This window comes from Pantoea sp. 9140 (assembly GCF_000745295.1).
GTDB classification, from domain to species: domain Bacteria; phylum Pseudomonadota; class Gammaproteobacteria; order Enterobacterales; family Enterobacteriaceae; genus Pantoea; species Pantoea vagans.
Genome location: NZ_JQNO01000001.1, coordinates 2,755,028 through 2,775,676 on the forward strand (window position 1 = coordinate 2,755,028; position 20,649 = coordinate 2,775,676).

20 protein-coding genes are annotated in these 20,649 nt (G+C 55.4%); 9 read left to right on the forward strand and 11 right to left on the reverse strand.

The window, feature by feature from the left end; all coding sequences use genetic code 11:
- Nucleotides 1-50: 50 nt before the first annotated feature.
- Nucleotides 51-1,049: a cell division protein ZipA gene (gene zipA, locus FA92_RS12750; RefSeq protein ID WP_033783817.1), complete on the reverse strand. Its 999-nt coding sequence runs from the start codon at nt 1,047-1,049 to the stop codon at nt 51-53.
- Nucleotides 1,050-1,267: 218 nt separating this feature from the next.
- On the opposite strand from zipA, the gene cysZ reads away from it, so the two are divergent.
- From cysZ to crr, 5 genes are all read left to right on the forward strand, one after another.
- Entirely contained in the window at nt 1,268-2,035 is a 768-nt protein-coding gene (gene cysZ, locus FA92_RS12755; protein ID WP_033783819.1) for a sulfate transporter CysZ, read from the forward strand.
- Between the two features lie 141 nt (nt 2,036-2,176).
- Nucleotides 2,177-3,145, forward strand: coding sequence for a cysteine synthase A (gene cysK / locus FA92_RS12760; protein WP_013358657.1), 969 nt, complete (start codon nt 2,177-2,179; stop codon nt 3,143-3,145).
- 387 nt (nt 3,146-3,532) lie between these two features.
- Nucleotides 3,533-3,790: a phosphocarrier protein Hpr gene (ptsH, locus tag FA92_RS12770; RefSeq protein WP_003848868.1), complete on the forward strand. Its 258-nt coding sequence runs from the start codon at nt 3,533-3,535 to the stop codon at nt 3,788-3,790.
- A gap of 161 nt (nt 3,791-3,951) precedes the next feature.
- Entirely contained in the window at nt 3,952-5,679 is a 1,728-nt protein-coding gene (gene ptsI, locus FA92_RS12775) for a phosphoenolpyruvate-protein phosphotransferase PtsI (RefSeq protein WP_033783822.1), read from the forward strand.
- A 42-nt stretch (nt 5,680-5,721) separates the two neighbouring features.
- Nucleotides 5,722-6,222, forward strand: a complete 501-nt coding sequence (gene crr, locus FA92_RS12780; protein WP_008926530.1) for a PTS glucose transporter subunit IIA — start codon at nt 5,722-5,724, stop codon at nt 6,220-6,222.
- A gap of 61 nt (nt 6,223-6,283) precedes the next feature.
- Here the strand turns inward: crr and FA92_RS12785 are convergent, their stop codons facing one another.
- The 10 genes from FA92_RS12785 to FA92_RS12830 form a co-directional block, all read right to left on the reverse strand.
- Complete coding sequence (locus tag FA92_RS12785) at nt 6,284-7,624, reverse strand: ATP-binding protein (protein WP_033783824.1); 1,341 nt, start codon at nt 7,622-7,624, stop codon at nt 6,284-6,286.
- Nucleotides 7,621-8,301, reverse strand: coding sequence for a response regulator transcription factor (locus FA92_RS12790; RefSeq protein ID WP_013358661.1), 681 nt, complete (start codon nt 8,299-8,301; stop codon nt 7,621-7,623). The genes FA92_RS12785 and FA92_RS12790 overlap by 4 nt, the downstream gene beginning before the upstream one ends.
- Before the next feature lie 168 nt (nt 8,302-8,469).
- A complete protein-coding gene (cysM, locus tag FA92_RS12795) occupies nt 8,470-9,354 on the reverse strand; it encodes a cysteine synthase CysM (protein WP_033783827.1) in 885 nt (294 codons plus the stop codon).
- A gap of 81 nt (nt 9,355-9,435) precedes the next feature.
- On the reverse strand, nt 9,436-10,524 hold the full coding sequence (gene cysA / locus FA92_RS12800; protein ID WP_013358663.1) for a sulfate/thiosulfate ABC transporter ATP-binding protein CysA: 1,089 nt from the start codon (nt 10,522-10,524) through the stop codon (nt 9,436-9,438).
- Nucleotides 10,514-11,389, reverse strand: coding sequence for a sulfate/thiosulfate ABC transporter permease CysW (gene cysW, locus FA92_RS12805; protein ID WP_013358664.1), 876 nt, complete (start codon nt 11,387-11,389; stop codon nt 10,514-10,516). Before cysW ends, cysA begins: the two co-directional genes overlap by 11 nt.
- A complete protein-coding gene (cysT, locus tag FA92_RS12810) occupies nt 11,389-12,222 on the reverse strand; it encodes a sulfate/thiosulfate ABC transporter permease CysT (RefSeq protein WP_033783829.1) in 834 nt (277 codons plus the stop codon). The genes cysW and cysT overlap by 1 nt, the downstream gene beginning before the upstream one ends.
- Nucleotides 12,222-13,238 carry a sulfate ABC transporter substrate-binding protein gene (locus tag FA92_RS12815; protein ID WP_033783830.1) on the reverse strand — a complete coding sequence of 339 codons (1,017 nt, stop codon included), beginning with the start codon at nt 13,236-13,238 and terminating at the stop codon, nt 12,222-12,224. Before FA92_RS12815 ends, cysT begins: the two co-directional genes overlap by 1 nt.
- A 253-nt stretch (nt 13,239-13,491) precedes the next feature.
- On the reverse strand, nt 13,492-14,109 hold the full coding sequence (locus FA92_RS12820) for an RpoE-regulated lipoprotein (protein WP_033783831.1): 618 nt from the start codon (nt 14,107-14,109) through the stop codon (nt 13,492-13,494).
- A gap of 65 nt (nt 14,110-14,174) precedes the next feature.
- Complete coding sequence (locus tag FA92_RS12825; RefSeq protein ID WP_013358668.1) at nt 14,175-14,642, reverse strand: DUF2919 family protein; 468 nt, start codon at nt 14,640-14,642, stop codon at nt 14,175-14,177.
- Entirely contained in the window at nt 14,632-15,057 is a 426-nt protein-coding gene (locus FA92_RS12830; protein WP_003848834.1) for a GNAT family acetyltransferase, read from the reverse strand. The genes FA92_RS12825 and FA92_RS12830 overlap by 11 nt, the downstream gene beginning before the upstream one ends.
- 207 nt (nt 15,058-15,264) lie before the next feature.
- Between FA92_RS12830 and amiA the strand changes: the two genes are divergently transcribed.
- The 4 genes from amiA to tkt all read left to right on the forward strand — a co-directional run bounded on the left by amiA (nt 15,265) and on the right by tkt (nt 20,483).
- Nucleotides 15,265-16,113, forward strand: coding sequence for an N-acetylmuramoyl-L-alanine amidase AmiA (amiA, locus tag FA92_RS12835; RefSeq protein WP_013358669.1), 849 nt, complete (start codon nt 15,265-15,267; stop codon nt 16,111-16,113).
- Between the two features lie 100 nt (nt 16,114-16,213).
- Nucleotides 16,214-17,128 carry an oxygen-dependent coproporphyrinogen oxidase gene (gene hemF / locus FA92_RS12840; RefSeq protein ID WP_033783833.1) on the forward strand — a complete coding sequence of 305 codons (915 nt, stop codon included), beginning with the start codon at nt 16,214-16,216 and terminating at the stop codon, nt 17,126-17,128.
- 346 nt (nt 17,129-17,474) lie between these two features.
- Nucleotides 17,475-18,425, forward strand: coding sequence for a transaldolase (gene tal, locus FA92_RS12845; RefSeq protein WP_033783835.1), 951 nt, complete (start codon nt 17,475-17,477; stop codon nt 18,423-18,425).
- Nucleotides 18,426-18,482: 57 nt separating this feature from the next.
- A complete protein-coding gene (gene tkt / locus FA92_RS12850; protein ID WP_013358672.1) occupies nt 18,483-20,483 on the forward strand; it encodes a transketolase in 2,001 nt (666 codons plus the stop codon).
- Nucleotides 20,484-20,649: the final 166 nt, after the last annotated feature.

Sequence of the window (20,649 nt, forward strand, 5' to 3'; positions counted from 1 at the left end):
CGACAGGCGGGGGTTTATTTTAACAATTCAGATAGCGATCAGCGCAGGTCTCAGACGCCAACCACATCGCGGATACGCGCTTTGTAGGTTTCCAGCTTCTGCGGCGTCATCATGCGACGCTCATCATCCAGCACGACACCGCCAACGTCATCAGCGATACGCTGTGCCGACTGCAGCATCAGCTTGAAGTTCTGATTCGCGTCACCATAAGAAGGCACCATCATAAAGATAGAGATGCCTGGCGTGCTGAAATCGGTCATCAGGTCCGGGTTGAACGATCCTGGCTTAACCATGTTAGCCAGACTGAACAGGACCGGACCGCTGCCTGCAGGACTAAGATGACGATGGAAAATGTTCATCTCACCAAACTGGAAGCCCGCCTGCAGAATACCCTGTAGTAAGGCCTCACCGTTCAGCTCACCGCCCGAATGGGCGGCAACATGAAGCACCAGTACCGCTTCTTTCGGTTTTTCCGCTGGCGCTTTCGCTGCAGGCTGTGAAGGCGCGGGAGCCGGCGTTACTTCAGGCTGTGGCTCAGGTTCTGCCTGGTACTGCGGAGCGGGCTGGACAGATTCCAGCGGATCGAGATCCAGCAGCGGGTCAGCCTGAACGGGCGGCGCGACAAAAGTCGGTGCAGGCTGCTGACGAACCGGTTCAGGGCGCGGCTGCGGAGCAGGCTTCGGCGCCGTGTTGAAAAGCGGATCGCTTTCTGGTTCAGGTTGCGGTGCGGGTCGTGGCGCAGGCTGACGCACAGGCTCAGCAGGCGCTTGCTTACGCGGCGCTTCTGGCTGTGGCTCACGAATCTCATCGAAACGCGGTTCCTGGTGTGTGCTGCGATCGGAACGAACGCGAACCTCGCCGACGCCGTCATCTTCGTCGTCAATCAGGTCCTGCTCATCATGTTCTTCACGTTGTTTCAGACGTTTGTGCGGGCGATCGCGGAACACTGACGAACGCTCTTTACGGCTGGTCCACAGCCCGTGAAGAAGGAGCGCTATAATGGCGATCGCGCCAACAACGATTAATATCAGACGCAAATCCTGCATCATTGTATTCTCTGTTGTTCCAATACCTTGCCACCGCGGCAAACTTTATCCTCTAACTGTATTTGCCCTGCTACACAAGTGCAAGTCTGTGCACTATTTTCTGACAAATAAGATAGGCAACCCACGCTTTTTCGCTGTTTTTTTACCCAAACGGCACCTGGCCTGGAGAAAAAGCCAGGTTATAGTGGGCGCGCCTCAACACTTTCAGGAGAAATGGCTTTATGGCCCGTGAGAATTCGGTCTCAGATTTTAACGGCACGCACTACTTTAGCCAGGGCTGGAAACTGGTCCGTCTGCCTGGTATTCGCCGCTTTGTGGTGATGCCGCTGCTGATTAACATTATTATGCTCGGTGGCGCATTCATCTGGCTGTTCTATCGTCTCGGTGAATGGATCCCGCGCCTGATGGCCCATATTCCCGACTGGCTGCAGTGGCTGAGCTATCTGTTATGGCCGCTGTCGGTGATAGCGATTGTGCTGGTGTTCAGCTACTTCTTCTCGACGCTGGCAAACCTTATTGCCGCTCCTTTCTGCGGCCTGCTGGCCGAACAGCTGGAAGGCCGTCTGACCGGCAAGCCCCTGCCTGACAGCGGCTGGGCAGGAATGATCAAAGATGTGCCGCGCATCATGAAGCGCGAGTTGCAGAAGCTGGGCTATTATCTGCCCCGTGCGCTGGGACTGCTGCTGCTCTACTTTATTCCTGGCTTTGGTCAGACGGTTGCGCCCGTTCTGTGGTTCCTGTTCAGTGCCTGGATGTTATCCATTCAGTATTGCGACTATCCGTTCGACAACCATAAAGTGCCGTTTCAGCAGATGCGGAACGCCCTGCGTCGCCACAAAACCGCGAATATGCAGTTCGGCGCACTCACCAGCCTGTTCACTATGATTCCGATCCTGAACCTCGTGATTATGCCGGTTGCCGTTTGCGGTGCCACCGCCATGTGGGTCGATCGCTACCGGCCGCAGCTGGCACGCAATGAGGTGCGCTAAACTCATCAGCGCGCCTTATGCTCTTTTTCGCAGGGCTTATTGCCGGGGGACATATAGATATACGATTTCTTTCCTTCCGCCCCCAGGCAGAACAGGTATGCTCATAGGGTTCCCAATAATTCATACAGTTAAGGGCAGGCTATGAGTAAGATCTATGAAGACAACTCTTTGACAATTGGTCATACGCCGCTGGTTCGACTGAACCGCATCGGTAACGGCCGCATTCTTGCGAAAGTTGAATCCCGTAACCCGAGCTTCAGCATTAAATGCCGTATCGGTGCCAATATGATTTGGGACGCAGAGAAACGCGGTATTCTGAAACCCGGCATTGAGCTGGTGGAACCGACCAGCGGTAACACCGGTATTGCGCTGGCCTACGTGGCTGCTGCGCGTGGTTACAAACTCACGCTGACCATGCCGGAAACCATGTCGGTGGAACGTCGTAAGCTGCTGAAGGCGCTGGGCGCGAAGCTGGTTCTGACCGAAGGTGCTAAAGGCATGAAGGGTGCCATTGGCAAAGCGGAAGAGATTGTCGCCAGCGACCCGGACAAATATGTGCTGCTGCAGCAGTTCAGCAACCCGGCTAACCCGGAAATCCACGAAAAGACCACCGGCCCGGAAATCTGGGAAGACACCGATGGCGAAGTGGATGTCTTTATTGCCGGTGTCGGCACCGGCGGTACGCTGACCGGCGTGAGTCGCTACATCAAAAACACCAAAGGCAAAAAAGAACTGATTACTGTCGCGGTTGAGCCGACCGATTCACCGGTGATTGCGCAGGCGCTGGCAGGTGAAGAGATTAAACCCGGCCCGCACAAAATTCAGGGTATTGGTGCCGGCTTTATTCCGGGGAACCTTGAGCTGAACCTGGTTGACCGCGTAGTGGCCATTACCAATGAAGAAGCGATCAGTACGGCGCGCAGGCTGATGGAAGAAGAAGGTATCCTCGCCGGTATCTCTTCCGGTGCTGCCGTCGCCGCCGCGCTGAAGCTGCAGGAAGACGAAACCTTCGCAAATAAAAACATCGTGGTGATTCTGCCCTCCTCTGGCGAACGCTATCTGAGTACCGCGCTGTTCGCCGATCTCTTCACTGAGAAAGAGCTGCAGTAGCCGGAGCCGATAGTCTGAAAATGTCGAAAAAAGCACCCATTCGGGTGCTTTTTTGTGGTGCAGATCTCACTTTCGCCACCCGGCAGATTGATTTCAGTGATGCCGATCTGGTATTCAGACTGCCAATTATTTCGATGCCTGAAATTAATCCGCATTTGAAGTGGATCAAGCTGAATCGATTTACGGATTCAGTGAAACGGCGAATCACGGCATAATTAACCGGTGACGTGTAGAATCGGTTTTGAGACGCAACGGATTGTAGATTTGACGCATGCGCGTCTTTGGTCAGCATGAAGCTATACCCGCGCACCTACACAGGCTAAAGTGAAGGCTCCAGGCTAGACTTTAGATCCATAACACTCATCCTGATAACGTTGGGGAAATAGAATGTTCCAGCAAGAAGTTACCATTACTGCACCAAACGGTCTGCATACTCGCCCAGCTGCGCAATTCGTTAAAGAAGCCAAAGCTTTCCAGTCAGAAATCACCGTGACCTCTAACGGCAAATCAGCGAGCGCGAAAAGCCTGTTCAAACTGCAGACGCTGGGTTTAACCCAGGGAACGGTTGTGACCCTTTCCGCGGAAGGTGAAGACGAGCAGAAAGCAGTTGAGCATCTGGTCAAACTGATGGCTGAACTGGAGTAACCTCCGCTCAGCTCTCCAGCCAATAGACTCCTCTGCGCCATTGAGTGCAAACATCTTGATCGCGGACAACCTGTCCGCGTTATTGCTTTCGTAGAGTACGTGTCCCGCGACAATGGCACCGCAAAGAGTCCCATCAGCCATCGTGATTAAAAGGTAGCGTTATGATTTCAGGCATTTTAGCATCACCAGGTATCGCTTTCGGCAAAGCACTGCTGCTGAAAGAAGACGAGATCGTCATCAACCGCAAGAAAATTTCTGATGACCAGGTTGAGCAGGAAGTTCAGCGCTTCCTCGATGGCCGCAGCAAAGCGGCATTACAACTGGAAGCGATTCGCGTCAAAGCGGGTGAAACCCTCGGTGAAGAGAAAGCAGCCATCTTCGAAGGCCACATCATGTTGCTGGAAGATGAAGAGCTGGAGCAGGAAATCATCGACCTGATCAAAAAAGATCACGCGACTGCCGATGCTGCTGCTTATTCGGTCATTGATGGCCAGGCGAAAGCACTGGAAGAGTTAGATGACGAATACCTGAAAGAGCGTGCGGCTGACGTGCGTGACATCGGTAAGCGTCTGCTGCAAAACATCCTCGGTCTGCACATCGTTGACCTGAGCGCGATTCCGGACGAATCCATTCTGGTGGCCAAAGATTTAACGCCGTCAGAAACCGCACAGCTGAACCTGAAAAAGGTGCTGGGCTTTATCACCGATCTGGGTGGCCGTACCTCACATACCTCAATCATGGCGCGCTCGCTGGAAATCCCGGCTATTGTCGGCACCGGCAATGTAACCGTCACGGTTAAAAACGGCGATTTCCTGATCCTGGATGGCGTTAACAATGCGATTCACGTCAATCCTTCGGAAGCGATTCAGGAAGAGCTGAAAGCCGTACAGAACCAGTATCTGTCGGAAAAACACGAATTAGCCAAGCTGAAAGATCTGCCAGCCGTGACGCTGGATGGCCATCAGGTTGAAGTCTGTGCCAACATCGGTACTGTGCGTGATATCGCCGGTGCTGAGCGTAACGGCGCGGAAGGCGTTGGCCTCTACCGTACCGAATTCCTGTTCATGGATCGCGACTCTCTGCCAAGTGAAGAAGAGCAGTTCCAGGCGTATAAAGCCGTTGCTGAAGCGATGGGTTCACAGGCCGTTATCGTGCGTACCATGGATATTGGCGGTGACAAAGATCTGCCTTACATGAACCTGCCGAAAGAAGAGAACCCGTTCCTCGGCTGGCGTGCTATCCGTATCGCGATGGACCGCAAAGAGATTCTGCATGCACAGCTGCGTGCCATCCTGCGCGCCTCCTCTTTCGGTAAACTGCGCATCATGTTCCCGATGATCATTTCGGTTGAAGAAGTACGCAGCCTGAAAGCGGAACTGGAACTGCTGAAAGCGCAGTTGCGTGAAGAAGGTAAAGCCTTTGATGAAAGCATCGAAGTCGGCATCATGGTCGAGACCCCGGCTTCCGCCGTCATTGCCCATCACCTGGCGAAGGAAGTCGACTTCTTCAGTATTGGGACAAACGATCTGACGCAGTATACTCTGGCGGTCGATCGTGGTAATGATTTGATCTCGCACCTGTACAACCCAATGACGCCGTCTGTGCTTAACTTAATCAAGCAAGTCATTGATGCATCTCACGCTGAAGGTAAATGGACCGGCATGTGTGGTGAGCTGGCAGGTGATGAACGTGCTACACTACTGTTACTGGGAATGGGGCTGGACGAGTTCAGCATGAGTGCCATTTCTATCCCTGGCATCAAGAAAATCATTCGTAATACTAATTTTGAAGATGCGAAGGCATTGGCAGAGCAGGCATTGGCTCAACCGACAGCGGAAGACTTAATGAACCTGGTTAACAAGTTCATTAAGGAAAAAACGCTCTGCTAACCTGCATGATGCTGGCCCCAAATTACTGCTTAGGAGAAGATCATGGGTTTGTTTTCTAAACTTTTTGGCGAAAAAACGGATAGCGCTGGGACAATCGACATCGTAGCGCCTCTGTCAGGCGAAATCGTGAACATTGAAGACGTACCAGATGTGGTGTTTGCAGAAAAAATCGTGGGCGACGGTATTGCGATCAAACCCAGCGGCAACAAAATGGTTGCGCCTGTTGATGGCACTATCGGCAAGATTTTTGAAACCAATCACGCTTTTTCGATCGAATCAGACAACGGCATCGAGCTGTTCGTCCACTTCGGTATCGATACGGTTGAACTGAAAGGTGAAGGCTTCAAACGCATCGCTGAAGAAGGCCAGAAGGTCAAAAAAGGCGACGTGGTTATTGAGTTCGATCTGCCGTTGCTGGAAGAGAAAGCAAAATCAACCCTGACACCGGTTGTCATCTCCAACATGGATGAAATCAAGGAATTGATTAAGCTGTCTGGCCAGGTCACCGTCGGCGAAACGCCGGTGATTCGCATCAGAAAGTAAGCATTCGTATATAACATAACGGCACCTGCGGGTGCCGTTATCGTTTCTGCTGGATGAAGTTTTAACCCTGCCAGTGTGGCAGGCGCAGCGTCAGTTCAAGTCCGCCTTCTGGCCGGTTCCGCGCCTCAACTTCACCATGATGCGCCAGAATCACTTTACGCACGATAGCCAGTCCCAGACCATAACCTTTGCCCATCAGCGGCGAATTCACCCGCACAAACGGGTCAAAAATACTGGAGAGTTTCTCCTCATCGACACCCGGCCCCTGATCGCGCACCTGAATCGCCAGCCACTGCTGCTCTGTGCGTAAGTCGACCTCAATCCGCTGCCCTGGCAAAGAGAAGCGCAGCGCATTGCGTAAGACGTTCTCGACACCGCGCCGTATCAGCTCCGCATTGCCCCGCACGGTGTAATCGCCCCGCTCGTCAACCTGTAACTCCACCTGCACACCAGGGATCTGTGCTTCATAGCGGACATCGGTGATGACCGCCTCCAGCAATCCGGTCAGGTCAAAATATTGCTCATCCGGGATGCTTTCATGTTCAGCCCGCGACAGCGTTAGCAGTTCACCTATCATTTTGTCCAGACGACGCGCCTCTTCATCAATGCGATCAAGCGAACTGTTTACGCTTTCTGGCGTCTGTCTGGCAAGTCCGGTCGCCAGCTGCAGTCGCGCCAGCGGTGAACGAAGCTCATGTGAGATATCGTGCAGCAGCTCTTCCCGGGCGCGCACCAGGGTATCAAGCCGCTCAACCATGGCATCAAACGCTTCTGCGACATTTGAAATCTCGTCGTGGCGCTTCCGCATAATCGGGAACAGACGCACGCTTAAATCGCCCTCGGCGACGCGGGAAAATCCCTCGCGCAACTGGCGCATGGGCCGCGTCAGATTCCAGGCCAGCAGCAGACTGAACAGCAACCCCACCGAACCAGCGAAGACAAACATCGGCTCGGGAATATTCAGAAATTTTCGCGGCATCATGTTCTGTTTGCTGTTCATGCGCATACCATCCAGGTCGTAGCGCAGCTGATATTCTTTGCCATCCGCACCCTGTACCCAGCGCACCACCTCTTCAGGAAGACGGCCCCTGAAATCCAGGTTGCCGCTGTCCTGGGATTGTGGCGATTTAGCCTGCTGCGTAACGTGAAAGAACTGGCGGTCAGTTTCATCCCAGTCAGACAGCATCGCATTCAGCTCATCAGGCCCGCCCCGCTTCAGCACCGATGCAGCAGAGGTCATCTGCAGATCAATGATGCGACGGATAGCCATTATTTCAGGCGGTTCATGCCGTTTACCGGAAAGCGAAAAACCGAGCCAGATAAGCTGGCTCATGATGACAAAAACGACCCAGAAGCCGATAAAGATCTTCCAGAACATACGACCGCGGTAACTCTGTTTCATCGAATGCGATAACCGATGCTGCGTACGGTTTCGATATTGATGCTATCAGCGGTTAACGCGCTAAGCTTCTGGCGAATGTTGCTGATGTGCACATCAACACTGCGATCGTAGGCTTCACGCGGACGACCCAGCCCCTTTTCAGAGAGTTCATCTTTTGACACGACCCTGTCCGGCGCGCGCAGCAGCAGATCCAGCAGATTAAATTCTGAAGCAGTCAGATCGAAGGTTTTGCCCTGCCATTCACTCATTCGGGTGGCAGGATTAAGCGTCAGGTCTCCCCAGCGCAGCGGCTCTTTAGCATCCGGCTGCGGTACCTGCTCCTCGAAACGGCGCAATACCGCGCGCAGGCGGGCGACCAGTTCACGGGGATAACAGGGTTTAGGCATATAGTCATCCGCCCCCATCTCCAGGCCGATCACGCGATCAATATTATCGCCTTTGGCAGTCAGCATGATCACCGGTATCCGGCTGTTCTGGCGCACCTGACGTAACACATCGATGCCACTCATGTCGGGCAGCATAATATCCAGAATCATGGCAGTGAACTCGCCGGAGAGCGCGCCCTGAATCCCGGCGCTGCCGGTCAGCACCAGCTGGGCATCAAATCCTTCGGCAATAAGGTACTGGCTTAACATCGTGCCTAATTCGACATCATCATCAACAAGCAAAATTTTCATGGTTATCTCTCGACAGAATTGGCGCTATTTTGTCCTGTGCCGGGCATTCGCGCAGCCTGATTTACGCGATCCTTACAGATTCAGTTTATCCGTTATGGGAGTGCTGGCTAAAAAAAAGACCTGTGGGCGTTAAAGGCGCGCACAGGTCTGGTTCCGTATCAGCAGAGATTACTGATGATAGAGTCCGGTCGAGAGATAACGATCGCCACGATCGCAGGCGATCGCCACCACGACGCTACCCGGATTCGCCTGCGCAATACGCAGCGCACCCGCCACCGCACCGCCCGAACTGACGCCACAGAAAATACCTTCACGGCGAGCCAGCGCACGCATGGTCTCTTCCGCTTCTTTCTGCGTCATATCCATCACATCATCCACTAAGTCGGGGCGGTAGATCCCCGGCAGATAGGCCAGCGGCCAGCGGCGAATGCCCGGAATACTGCTGCCTTCACTCGGCTGTAAACCGATCACCTGCACGCCCGTGTTGTGCTCTTTCAGGAAACGTCCCACGCCGGTGATCGTGCCGGTGGTGCCCATGCTGGAGATAAAATGGGTCATGCGCTGGTTCGACTGCTGCCACAACTCCGGCCCGGTGGTCTGATAGTGACCCAGCGGGTTATCGGGATTATTAAACTGATCCAGCACCCGGCCTTCACCACGCGCCGCCATCGCCAGTGCCAGATCGCGTGCGCCCTCCATGCCCTGCTCCCGCGGCACCAGAATCAGCTCTGCGCCATACGCACGCATCGCATCCTGCCGCTCCTGACTCATGTTGTCCGGCATCAGCAGGCGAAGTCGGTAGCCTTTCATCGCCGCGATCATCGCCAGCGCAATGCCGGTGTTGCCGCTGGTGGCTTCAATCAGCTGATCGCCGGGTGAAATTTCACCGCGCAACTCCGCCTGATTGATCATTGACCAGGCCGCGCGATCTTTTACCGAGCCTGCCGGATTATTGCCTTCCAGCTTGAGCCAGACCTCACTGCCGTTAGCTGGCGTCAGGCGCTGCAGCTTAATCAGCGGGGTATTGCCGATGGTATGTTCAAGAGTCGTCACGGTGCAGTTCCTGGCATCTTACAAACGAGAGGCGAAAAAAAGGCGGGAGTGACACTCCCGCCCGGTGTTGATGAGAAAATATCAGGCGCTTTGTGCAAAGGCAACTGCGCGCAGCGGCGTGTCGCCCTTATAGAGCCGCGCCTGCTGCAAGCCAACAAACAGGCGCTCGCCGCGAATCGGGGCTGTCTGCTCACCTTCAAACACCAGTGAGAACGGCTCGCTCTGCCAGCCAGCAGGCTGAACCACCAGCTGCCAGAAGTGGCCACGCGGGCTGACTTCCAGCACCTGCACCGGCAGCGGGGTTTCTAAACTGCTGCGGCGTGACACGTCGACTTCCCACGGACGCAGGAACAGCTCAACCGCGCCCTGATGAGCTGAGGTATAACCCAGCGGCCAGTGGTGCGCGCCGACATGGAACTGCGATCCCTGAATTTCGCCATCAAAGCGATTCACTTCACCCAGGAACTCCAGCACAAAGCGGGTCGCCGGATCGCGCCATACATCATCTGGCGTGCCGACCTGCTCAATGTTGCCCTGACTCATCACCACCACGCGATCCGCGACTTCCATCGCCTCTTCCTGGTCGTGGGTCACAAACACGCTGGTGAATTTAATCTCTTCATGAAGCTGACGCAGCCAGCGGCGCAGCTCTTTACGCACCTGAGCATCCAGCGCACCAAAAGGTTCATCCAGCAGCAAAATCTGCGGCTCAACTGCCAACGCACGCGCCAGCGCCACACGCTGCTTCTGGCCGCCTGACAGCTGTGCCGGGAAGCGGTTAGCCAGATGCGCCAGCTGCACCATCTCCAGCAGACGGGTTACACGCTGTTTGATCTCCGCCGCTGAAGGGCGTTCACGACGCGGCAGCACGGTCAGGCCAAAGGCGATGTTGTCGAATACCGTCATATGGCGGAACAGCGCATAGTGCTGGAAGACAAAGCCGACCTGACGATCGCGCGCATGCAGGCGGCTGACATCGTTGCCGTGAAAACGGATCTGACCGCTGTTCTGATGCTCCAGCCCGGCAATAATGCGCAGCAGCGTGGTTTTACCCGAGCCTGACGGGCCAAGCAGCGCCACCATTTCACCTGAGGCAATATCCAGAGAGATATCGTTCAGCACCGAGGTGCGACCAAAGGACTTGTTGATCTTGTTAATCTCAATGCTCATGATTTCCCTCCTGTTGCAGGCGTTTGTGCTGTTGCTCTAAACGCCACTGCACAATACTTTTCAGAAACAGCGTCACAATTGCCATCAGGGTTAACAGGGCGGCGGCAGTAAACGCGCCAACGGTATTGTAGTCCTGATGCAATAATTCAACCTGAAGCGGTAAGGTGTAGGTCTCACCGCGAATCGATCCCGATACCACCGAGACCGCACCAAATTCACCAATCGCACGGGCGTTGGTCAGGACGATGCCATACAGCAGCGCCCAGCGAATGTTCGGCAGCGTCACACGACGGAACATCTGCCAGCCGGACGCGCCTAACAGCACAGCCGCTTCATCTTCATGACTGCCCTGGCTCAGCATCACCGGCACCAGTTCGCGCACGACAAACGGACAGGTCACAAACACCGTCGCCAGCACCATGCCAGGCCAGGCAAACATAATCTGGATGTTATGTGCATCCAGCCAGCCGCCTGCCGGGCCATTCACGCCCCAGAACAGCAGATACATCAGACCAGCTACGACGGGCGACACGGCAAAAGGAATATCAAACAGGGTCAGCAGCAGCTGACGGCCCGGAAAGGTAAAGCGCGTCACCAGCCAGGCGAGCAGCGTGCCGAACACCAGGTTCACCGGAACGGTAATCAGCGCCACCAGCACAGTCAGCCAGATGGCGTGCAGCATGTCCGGATCGGCCAGATTGCTGAGCGCGACAATCAGCCCCTGATTCAGCGCTTCCCAGAAGATGGAGGCCATCGGCACCACCAGCAGCAGAATTGAGATCAGCGCGCCGATACCAATCAGCAGCCATTTGCCCCAGTTCACAGGCTGACGCGCCGCGTGATTGAGCTGTGAAACCTCGGCCATTAGTGACCTCCCAGACGACGGCCAAAGCGGCTCTGCAATGTATTAATCGCGAATAACAAAATCAGCGATGCCGCCAGGATCACCGAGGCGATAGCGCTGGCTGCCGGATAGTCGAACTCCTGCAGCCGGACAAAGATCATCAGCGAGGTGACTTCCGTCTTCCAGGCGATGTTACCGGCAATAAAGATTACCGCACCAAACTCACCCAGGCTGCGGGTAAAGGAGAGCGCCGTACCGGCCAGCAGCGCAGGTGCCACTTCCGGCAGCACGACGCGGCGGAAGCTCTGCCACGGTGTGGCACCCAGCGTTTCGGCCGCTTCTTCATACTCTGGGCCCAACTCTTCCAGCACCGGCTGGACGGTACGCACAACAAACGGAATGCTGGTAAAGGCCATGGCAATGGCGATACCAATCCAGGTGTAAGAAATTTTGATGTCGAACTGGGCGAACCACTGTCCGTACCAGCCGTTGACCGAAAAGAGTCCGGCCAGGGTCAGACCTGCTACCGCAGTTGGCAGTGCAAACGGCAGATCCATCAGGCCATCCAGCAGTGTCCGGCCAGGAAAACGATAACGGGTCAATATCCATGCCATCAGCATGCCGAACACCGCATTAAACAGGGACGCGACACCGGCAGAGATCAGTGTCACCTTGTAGGCGGCCACCAGCTGAGGGTTGGTCACGACATCCCAGTACTGTTGCAGCGTCATCTGCGACAGTTGCATGATCACGGCGCTAATCGGCAACAGCAGGATCAGACAGGTAAAGAGCAGGCTGGTACCCAGGCTGAGACCGAAGCCGGGCAACACGCGTTTATGGCTGGCTGCAAACATTATCCGCGCCCCGCCGCTAACAATTTATCGAGCTCACCGCCGCTGACGAAATGCGTCTGCATCACTTTATCCCAGCCGCCAAAGGCATCTTCGACCCGGAACAGGCGGGTCTGCGGGAAGCGATCTTTCTGCTCCGCCATCAGCTGTGGATTGTTCACACGATAATAGTAGTGAGTAATAATATTCTGCGCTTCTGGCGTGTAGAGATAGTTCAGGTAGGCGCTGGCCGCATCAGCGGTTTTATTAGTGGCGACATTCTTATCCACCCATGCCACCGGAAATTCCGCCAGAATGTTGGTTTTCGGCACCACCACTTCGTATTCATTTTTACCGTACTGGTTGCGGATGTTATTCACCTCCGACTCAAAGCTGATCAGTACGTCGCCCAGGCCGCGCTCAGCAAAGGTGGTGGTTGCGCCGCGACCGCCGGTGTCGAAAACTTCCACGTTTTTCAGGAATTGCGTCATAAAGGCACGGGTTTTGGCCTGATCGCCGCCGTCCGCTTTATCTGCTGCGCCCCAGGCGGCCAGGTAGGTATAGCGGCCATTACCCGAGGTTTTCGGGTTCGGGAAAATCAGCTTCACATCGCTGCGGGTCAAATCTGACCAGTCATGAATCTGCTTTGGATTCCCTTTGCGCACCAGAAACGCCATGGTGGAGTAGAAAGGCGAGCTGTTGTTCGGCAGACGGCTTTTCCAGTCTGCGGCAATGAGATTGCCTTTATCGTGCAACACCTGCACATCTGTTACCTGGTTGTACGTGACCACATCTGCGCGCAGTCCCTGCAGGATAGCCAGCGCCTGCTTCGATGAACCGGCGTGCGACATCTTAATGGTCAGGGGATCAGTGGGGTGACTGGCATCCCACTGTTTAACAAACGGAGCATTCAGGGCGACAAACAGCTCCCGCGATACATCGTATGAGCTATTAAGAAGTTCAGTGGCATTGGCTGCGCCGGCCAGGCTCAGCGACAACGCGATACCGCTCACGATTTTTTTCATCGCTTGTAATGTCATTTGGCACCCTGAAAAAGTTTGATGCGGATCTCACCCGCTGAGGCATCAGTTTATTTATAACTCAGTGAAAACCAGTAACGGTTTTATATATCGTTTGATGATTTCAAAGTCGAAAAAAGCATAAGACGACGGCAGAGTTTATGCAGAAATCAGCAAAAGCCGATGGAGGAGAGGAACCGCGTGCAGCCCATGCGGGCAGGGGTTTTACGAGGGTTCAGCGACCGCCGGAGGGGCGGCACGCTGAAGAAAAAGATTAACGCTGCCAGACAATCTTGCTGATTTTCCAGTTTTTCAGGGTATCGTCAGAGGGCATCAATCCCTCCGGTCCGTGCCAGTCGCCGTGATAGACATAGGTCAGATGCTGGCTGCCAGGCGCACGGCACGCCACGTCACGCGCATCAGTGCCGCTGGCGAGTGTGCAGTTGTCGAAGGCTTTGCTGAACTTATTACTGAAGGCGTCGCCCACTTTACTGCCGTCACTGCTGGCAATCGCGCTGTCCATCACCTCAATACGTTCGATCTGCGACTGTCCGTAAATCACCAGCTTAACCTCGCCGTCATCCAGCGCCTGCAAGAAAGAGACCACCTGACCGTTCTGACTGCGCATGCCCTGACGCAGGGTATAGTCACCGTTCAGTCCGTCCTTAATCGCGTCCTCTTTCATGGCGGTGGAGGCGGTTAATCCCCCTACACCCTGTTCAGTCGCGGTCAGCGAGGAACCGAACCAGTTCCACGGCAGCGCCGAAGACCAGTGATACGTCAGCGGATTCCACCAGCTTGCCTGCTGGCTGCTGTCAGCGCCGGAGCCCGAACTGGCACAGCCGCTCAGTGCAACGGCGGCGATCAGTAGCGTGGAACGAACAGCTTTCATGAGAACTCCTGTAAATGCGATGCCGGAAAGGCGGAACTGATTGGAGTCGCAAAGCGACAAAAAGTTTAGTTGAGATGATGTTCAGGCAGAAAGCAGTCGCGACAGCGACGATTCGATTGCAGCCAGATCAGCGCCAGCAGGTCGAACAGCGTCAGCAGCAACGGCAGCGGCGAACTCAGCAGATCGCCCTGCACAAACTGCCAGCCCTGCCAGAGCAGATTCACCAGCAGCGACAGCGCTAACACGCTGCGCCAGTGCTGCCAGAGGCGCGGCAGTCGCGTGCGATAGCCGGTCAGCAGCAGGCCCGCCAGCGCCGGTAAACCCAGCGCCAGGCCGACCCAGAACGCCTGACGATCCGGATAGAACAGTGCCAGCAGGTCGTTGCCCTGCTGCCGTGACGCTCCGGCCATCACCAGCAGCAGCCAGGTCCGCGCCTGAAGTAACAGGATCGGCCAAAAAAGAAACGGCAGCCGCAGCTGCCCTCTGGCGTCATACTCGTCCGGCGAATAGCCAGGCAACGGATTAGTATTCACGATCTTCGATCAGACGTTTACCAAACAGCAGCGCGTCGACCGGCTCATAATCGAGCTTCTCATAGAACGCCACCACCTGATCGTTCTCTTCGCGGATCATCAGATGCAGTTTCGGACAGCCGCGCGCGATGAGTTTCTTCTCCAGACGGTTCATCAGGGCATTGGCAAAGCCGCGTCCCTGATAGTCAGGATGCACCGCCAGATAATACGCCGCGCCGCGATGACCATCGTAACCGCCCATCAGCGTGCCAACGACCACGCCGCCCACTTCAGCGACCAGAAAGAGATCGGGGTCGTGATTCATTTTGCGTTCGATATCCAGCTCGGGATCGTTCCATGGCCGTAACAAATCGCAACGTTCCCATAAGGTGATCACTTCTTCAAAATCTTCCTGGCGGAAGGCGCGGATTTCCATCTTATTTACCTGCAGATAAGCACAATTTGCTGATTATCACGCATTCTCTGCCGCACGCAACCCTCGATGACCGGCGGAAAATAAAAAAGCGCAAATTTTCTGTTCGCGACCTGCAATACAAAGTAATGCCCTGAAATGGTTCTGTGATCGCAGGCAACAGAGCCTTAGGCTATAACACCGGCAAGATTCCTGTTACCGGACCCGTACATGCAGCTGCTTAAACGTTTGATTCATCGTCGTCAGTTACTTCTTTCCGGTCTGGCTCTGGCCATTTTATCGCCGCGTGCGATTCAGGCTAAAGAGCAGTCGGGCCTTACCGGGGCAAATCGCCATACGCGCCCTGCCCCGCCAGCGAAAAACGGTAAACGCATCGTGATGATCGATCCGGGGCACGGTGGCATCGACTCTGGTGCGGTGGGTGAAGAGGGTTCTGAAGAGAAGCATATCGTGCTGGAGATTGCCGGTAACGTGCAGCGGCAGCTTCAGAGCCATCCGCGCATTGAAGTGCGCCTGACCCGCGACAGTGACCACTTTATTCCGCTTTATCAGCGGGTGGAAATCGCCCACCAGCACGGTGCCGATCTCTTTATGTCGATTCATGCTGACGGCTTTACCAGCCCCGATGCCAGCGGTGCCTCGGTGTTTGCGCTCTCTAACCGCGGTGCCAGTAGCTCGATGGCACGTTATCTCTCACAGCGTGAGAACGATGCGGACAAACTGGGCGGCGTAAAGGCACAGCAGCAGGATCACTATCTGCAGCAGATTCTGTTCGACCTGGTACAGACCGATACCATCAAAAACAGCCTGACCCTGGGCAAGCACGTGCTGGATCAGATCCGCCCGGTGCACCATCTGCACAGCCAGCATACCGAGCAGGCGGCCTTCGCGGTGCTCAAGTCACCGTCGATTCCCTCGGTGCTGGTCGAAACCTCCTTTATTACCAATCCCCGTGAAGAGCAGTTGCTCGGCACTACCGCGTTTCGCCAGAAAATTGCTTCAGCGATTGCCAGCGGCATCGTCAACTACTTCGATGAGTTTGACCGCCGCAACGCCTGATTCGTCTGGCTGGTTTGCATCGTGCGACGCGCCGCGCTCATGCAAGCGGCGCGGTTTTGCGTATAATCGCGTCAGACTTTGACAAACGATAAGCGAAAAGATGGCTGATATTTCCCGCGTAAAAGCGTTCCTGCTCGCATTGCAGGATGAGATTTGTAACCAGCTGGCGGCTGAAGATGGCGGCGCACAGTTTGCTGAAGATAGCTGGCAGCGCCCTGGCGGCGGCGGCGGTCAGAGCCGCGTCCTGCGCAACGGTGCGGTATTTGAGCAGGCGGGCGTCAACTTTTCGCATGTGCATGGCGATCAGATGCCGGCATCAGCGACCGCGCACCGGCCTGAGCTGGCCGGTCGCAGCTTCGAAGCGATGGGCGTGTCGCTGGTCATCCACCCTAACAACCCTTATGTGCCGACCAGCCACGCCAACGTGCGCTTTTTTATCGCAGAGAAGCCGGGGGCCGAACCGGTCTGGTGGTTTGGCGGTGGCTTTGACCTGACGCCGTTTTATGGTTTTGAAGAAGACGCGCTGCACTGGCATCAGACCGCAGCCAGTCTCTGTCAGCCTTTTGGCGAGGATGTCTATCCGCGCTATAAAAAGTGGTGTGATGATTACTTCTATCTGAAGCATCGTGATGAGCAGCGCGGCATTGGCGGCCTCTTTTTTGACGATCTCAACACGCCCGACTTTGAGCAGAGCTTCAGCTTTATGCAGGCAGTTGGCCGTGGCTTTATGGATGCCTATCGGCCGATTGTGTCGCGCCGTAAAGATCATCCGTGGGGCGATCGTGAGCGCCAGTTCCAGCTCTACCGCCGTGGTCGCTATGTGGAGTTTAATCTGGTATGGGACCGTGGCACGCTGTTTGGTTTGCAGACCGGCGGCCGTACGGAATCGATTCTGATGTCGATGCCACCACTGGTGCGCTGGGAATATGATTATCAGCCCGATGCCGACTCGCCTGAAGCTGCGCTCTATCGCGATTTCCTGCCGGTAAAAAACTGGCTGAACCTCCCCGTCTGATCGCTTCTCCTGTTGCAGCGCGGCCCGTAACCCGCGCTGCGCTTACCTTTCTCCCGGCAGACCCGTTCCGTTTCACAGGGCACAGATTGCTACAGTGTTACCTGCGTCATTCGTCCTGACTGCTATGCTTAAGGATGGAATATGGCGCACCCCACGGTAAAAACCGCATGACGGCTCCTTCGCACCGCCTCGCAGCGCAACAATCAGAGAAACCGCATTTTCATCAGAAAGTCTCTGTTGCAATGTTATGGGTTCGCGTTACCGGTAGCAGAACATGCCACAGACCGGCTGCGAGGCCTGAGGTGCACCCTGTTCGCTTTCATTTTTCTTTTCAAGGAGTTTAGAGATGAACCAGCTAGAAGCCCTAAAACAGTTCACCACCGTGGTGGCGGACAGTGGTGATATCGAATCGATTCGTAATTACCACCCGGAAGACGCCACCACCAACCCTTCACTCATTCTGAAAGCGTCCGGTCTGGAAGGATATAAGCACCTGATAGATGACGCGATTGAGTACGCGAAAAAACAGGGCGGCAGCAAAGAGACGCAGATTATCAACGCCAGCGACAAAGTGGCGATCAACCTCGGTATGGAAATCCTGAAAAGCATACCAGGCCGTGTTTCGACCGAAGTGGATGCGCGCCTCTCCTTCGATCGTGGCATGTGTGTCACCAAAGCAGAAAAACTGATTCGGATGTATGAAGAGCACGGCATCGACCGTTCACGCGTGCTGATCAAGCTGGCCTCCACCTGGGAAGGCATCCGTGCAGCGGAAGAGCTGGAGAAGAACGGCATCCACTGTAACCTGACGCTGCTGTTCTCCTTCGCGCAGGCGCGTGCCTGTGCCGAAGCGGGCGTGTTCCTGATCTCCCCGTTCGTGGGCCGTATCTACGACTGGTACAACTCACGCAAGCCACTGGAACCGTACGTGGCGGATGAAGATCCAGGCGTAAAATCTGTGCGTCGTATCTATGACTACTACAAAAAGCACCGTTACAGCACCATCATCATGGGCGCCAGCTTCCGTAAAGTAGAGCAGATTATCGCGCTGGCCGGCTGCGATCGCCTGACGCTGTCGCCGAACCTGCTGGAAGAGCTGCAGAACAGCGATGCGCCGCTGGAGCGCAAACTGGAACCCTCTACCGAGGGCTTCCATCAGCCGTCGCCGCTCTCCGAGGCGGAGTTCCGCTGGGAACATAACCAGGATCCAATGGCAGTCGAAAAACTCTCTGACGGCATCCGCCAGTTCGCGGTTGACCAGCAGAAGCTGGAAGATGTGCTCGCCGCACGCCTGTAGTCTTTATTTTAATCGGGCGGGACTTTCCCGCCCTGATGCATAACAAGGGAGAACTTTATGTCCTCACGCAGAGAGTTGGCAAACGCGATTCGTGCACTGAGCATGGATGCAGTCCAGAAGGCAAACTCAGGCCACCCCGGTGCGCCGATGGGTATGGCCGATATCGCCGAAGTGTTGTGGCGCGACTTCCTCCAGCACAATCCAACTAATCCCGCCTGGCTTGATCGCGACCGCTTCATCCTCTCCAACGGCCACGGCTCGATGCTGCTTTACAGCCTGCTGCACCTGAGCGGTTATGACCTGCCGATTGAAGAGCTGAAAAATTTCCGTCAGCTGCACTCTAAAACGCCGGGTCACCCGGAAATCGGCTATACCCCAGGCGTTGAAACCACCACCGGCCCACTGGGTCAGGGCCTGGCTAATGCCGTGGGCCTGGCGATTGCTGAGCGCACGCTGGCTGCACAGTTTAACCGTCCGGACCATGAAATCGTCGACCACCATACCTATGTGTTCATGGGCGACGGCTGTCTGATGGAAGGGATCTCACACGAAGTCTGTTCTCTGGCGGGTACGCTGGGTCTGGGCAAACTGATCGGCTTCTATGACCATAACGGCATCTCCATCGATGGCGAAACCGAGGGCTGGTTTACCGACGATACGCATAAACGCTTTGAGTCCTATAACTGGCATGTCATCGGCGACATCGACGGCCATGACGCTGATGCTATCCGCGAGGCGATCAAAGAAGCGCAGAGCGTCACCGATAAGCCTTCACTGATTATCTGCCGCACCATTATCGGTTTCGGTTCACCGAACAAAGCCGGTAAAGAAGAATCGCACGGCGCAGCGCTGGGCGAGGCTGAAGTGGCGCTGACCCGTAAACAGCTTGGCTGGAACTATCCGGCATTTGAGATCCCGGCTGAAATCTACCAGCAGTGGGATGCCAAAGCAGCGGGTGCGGAACGCGAAAAAGCCTGGGATGCGAAGTTTGCGGCTTATAAAGAGGCCCATCCCGAGCTGGCGAAAGAGTATGAGCGCCGTATGAATGGCGAAATGCCCGCCACATGGGAAACGGAAGCGACCCGTTTCATCCAGGATCTGCAGGCTAATCCGCAGAAAATTGCCAGCCGTAAAGCGTCTCAGAACTCGCTGGAAGCCTATGGCAAAATGCTGCCGGAATTCCTTGGCGGTTCCGCTGACCTGGCTCCGAGTAACCTCACCATCTGGTCGGGTTCCAAATCGATCAAAGAGGATCCGGCGGGTAACTACATCCACTACGGTGTGCGCGAATTTGGTATGACGGCAATTGGTAACGGCATCGCGCATCACGGCGGTTTCGTGCCTTATACCGCAACCTTCCTGATGTTTGTCGAATATGCGCGTAACGCCGCGCGTATGGCAGCGCTGATGAAGGCACGCCAGATTCTGGTCTACACCCATGACTCCATCGGTCTGGGCGAAGATGGCCCGACGCACCAGCCGGTAGAGCAGATCGCCAGCCTGCGTCTGACGCCAAACATGAGCGTATGGCGTCCATGCGATCAGGTTGAAACTGCGGTGGCGTGGAAAGCCGCTGTCGAACGCCATCATGGGCCGACTGCCCTGATCCTGTCACGTCAGAATTTACTGCAGCCGGAACGCACACCGGAGCAGATCGAAAACATCAAACGCGGTGGCTACGTGCTGAAGGATTGCGACGGCACGCCAGAAGTCATTCTGATTGCGACCGGTTCAGAGATTGAGATCACCCTGGGTGCAGCTGAGAAGCTCAAATCAGGTGGTCACAAGGTGCGGGTGGTTTCACTGCCTTCTACTGACCTGTTTGATGCGCAGGATGCCGCTTACCGTGAATCCGTGCTGCCGAGCGGCGTGAAAGCGCGTGTGGCGGTAGAAGCGGGTATTGCTGACTACTGGTTTAAGTATGTCGGTCTGGACGGCGCAATTGTGGGCATGACCACCTTTGGTGAATCCGCGCCAGCCAGTCAGCTGTTCCCGGAGTTTGGCTTCACGGTTGAGAACATCGTCAGCCACGCTGAAGCATTACTCAAGCCGGTTTAATGCATTTGCCCTTCCCGGCCTCATCGGGAAGGGCCATTTTATTTTGCAGCCTCGCAGATAAAAAAATATCCATTCCCCTCTTCCCGCTCCGCGCAAACTGATTACTATAGAGCCGTCATACTTAATGCTGCCTGTGTACGGGCTGACCGTCTTTTCCTGCTGTCAT

Bases quoted from the DNA above. Each gene is read 5' to 3' on its own strand.
- FA92_RS12820 (WP_033783831.1), bottom strand. From the start codon at position 14,109: ATGAAAGCTGTTCGTTCCACGCTACTGATCGCCGCCGTTGCACTGAGC.
- FA92_RS12790 (WP_013358661.1), bottom strand. From the start codon at position 8,301: ATGAAAATTTTGCTTGTTGATGATGATGTCGAATTAGGCACGATGTTA.
- cysT (WP_033783829.1), bottom strand. From the start codon at position 12,222: ATGTTTGCAGCCAGCCATAAACGCGTGTTGCCCGGCTTCGGTCTCAGC.
- FA92_RS12785 (WP_033783824.1), bottom strand. From the start codon at position 7,624: ATGAAACAGAGTTACCGCGGTCGTATGTTCTGGAAGATCTTTATCGGC.
- tal (WP_033783835.1), top strand. From the start codon at position 17,475: ATGAACCAGCTAGAAGCCCTAAAACAGTTCACCACCGTGGTGGCGGAC.
- FA92_RS12815 (WP_033783830.1), bottom strand. From the start codon at position 13,238: ATGACATTACAAGCGATGAAAAAAATCGTGAGCGGTATCGCGTTGTCG.
- crr (WP_008926530.1), top strand. From the start codon at position 5,722: ATGGGTTTGTTTTCTAAACTTTTTGGCGAAAAAACGGATAGCGCTGGG.
- cysZ (WP_033783819.1), top strand. From the start codon at position 1,268: ATGGCCCGTGAGAATTCGGTCTCAGATTTTAACGGCACGCACTACTTT.
- hemF (WP_033783833.1), top strand. From the start codon at position 16,214: ATGGCTGATATTTCCCGCGTAAAAGCGTTCCTGCTCGCATTGCAGGAT.
- tkt (WP_013358672.1), top strand. From the start codon at position 18,483: ATGTCCTCACGCAGAGAGTTGGCAAACGCGATTCGTGCACTGAGCATG.
- cysA (WP_013358663.1), bottom strand. From the start codon at position 10,524: ATGAGCATTGAGATTAACAAGATCAACAAGTCCTTTGGTCGCACCTCG.
- ptsI (WP_033783822.1), top strand. From the start codon at position 3,952: ATGATTTCAGGCATTTTAGCATCACCAGGTATCGCTTTCGGCAAAGCA.
- ptsH (WP_003848868.1), top strand. From the start codon at position 3,533: ATGTTCCAGCAAGAAGTTACCATTACTGCACCAAACGGTCTGCATACT.
- amiA (WP_013358669.1), top strand. From the start codon at position 15,265: ATGCAGCTGCTTAAACGTTTGATTCATCGTCGTCAGTTACTTCTTTCC.
- cysW (WP_013358664.1), bottom strand. From the start codon at position 11,389: ATGGCCGAGGTTTCACAGCTCAATCACGCGGCGCGTCAGCCTGTGAAC.
- FA92_RS12830 (WP_003848834.1), bottom strand. From the start codon at position 15,057: ATGGAAATCCGCGCCTTCCGCCAGGAAGATTTTGAAGAAGTGATCACC.
- zipA (WP_033783817.1), bottom strand. From the start codon at position 1,049: ATGATGCAGGATTTGCGTCTGATATTAATCGTTGTTGGCGCGATCGCC.
- cysK (WP_013358657.1), top strand. From the start codon at position 2,177: ATGAGTAAGATCTATGAAGACAACTCTTTGACAATTGGTCATACGCCG.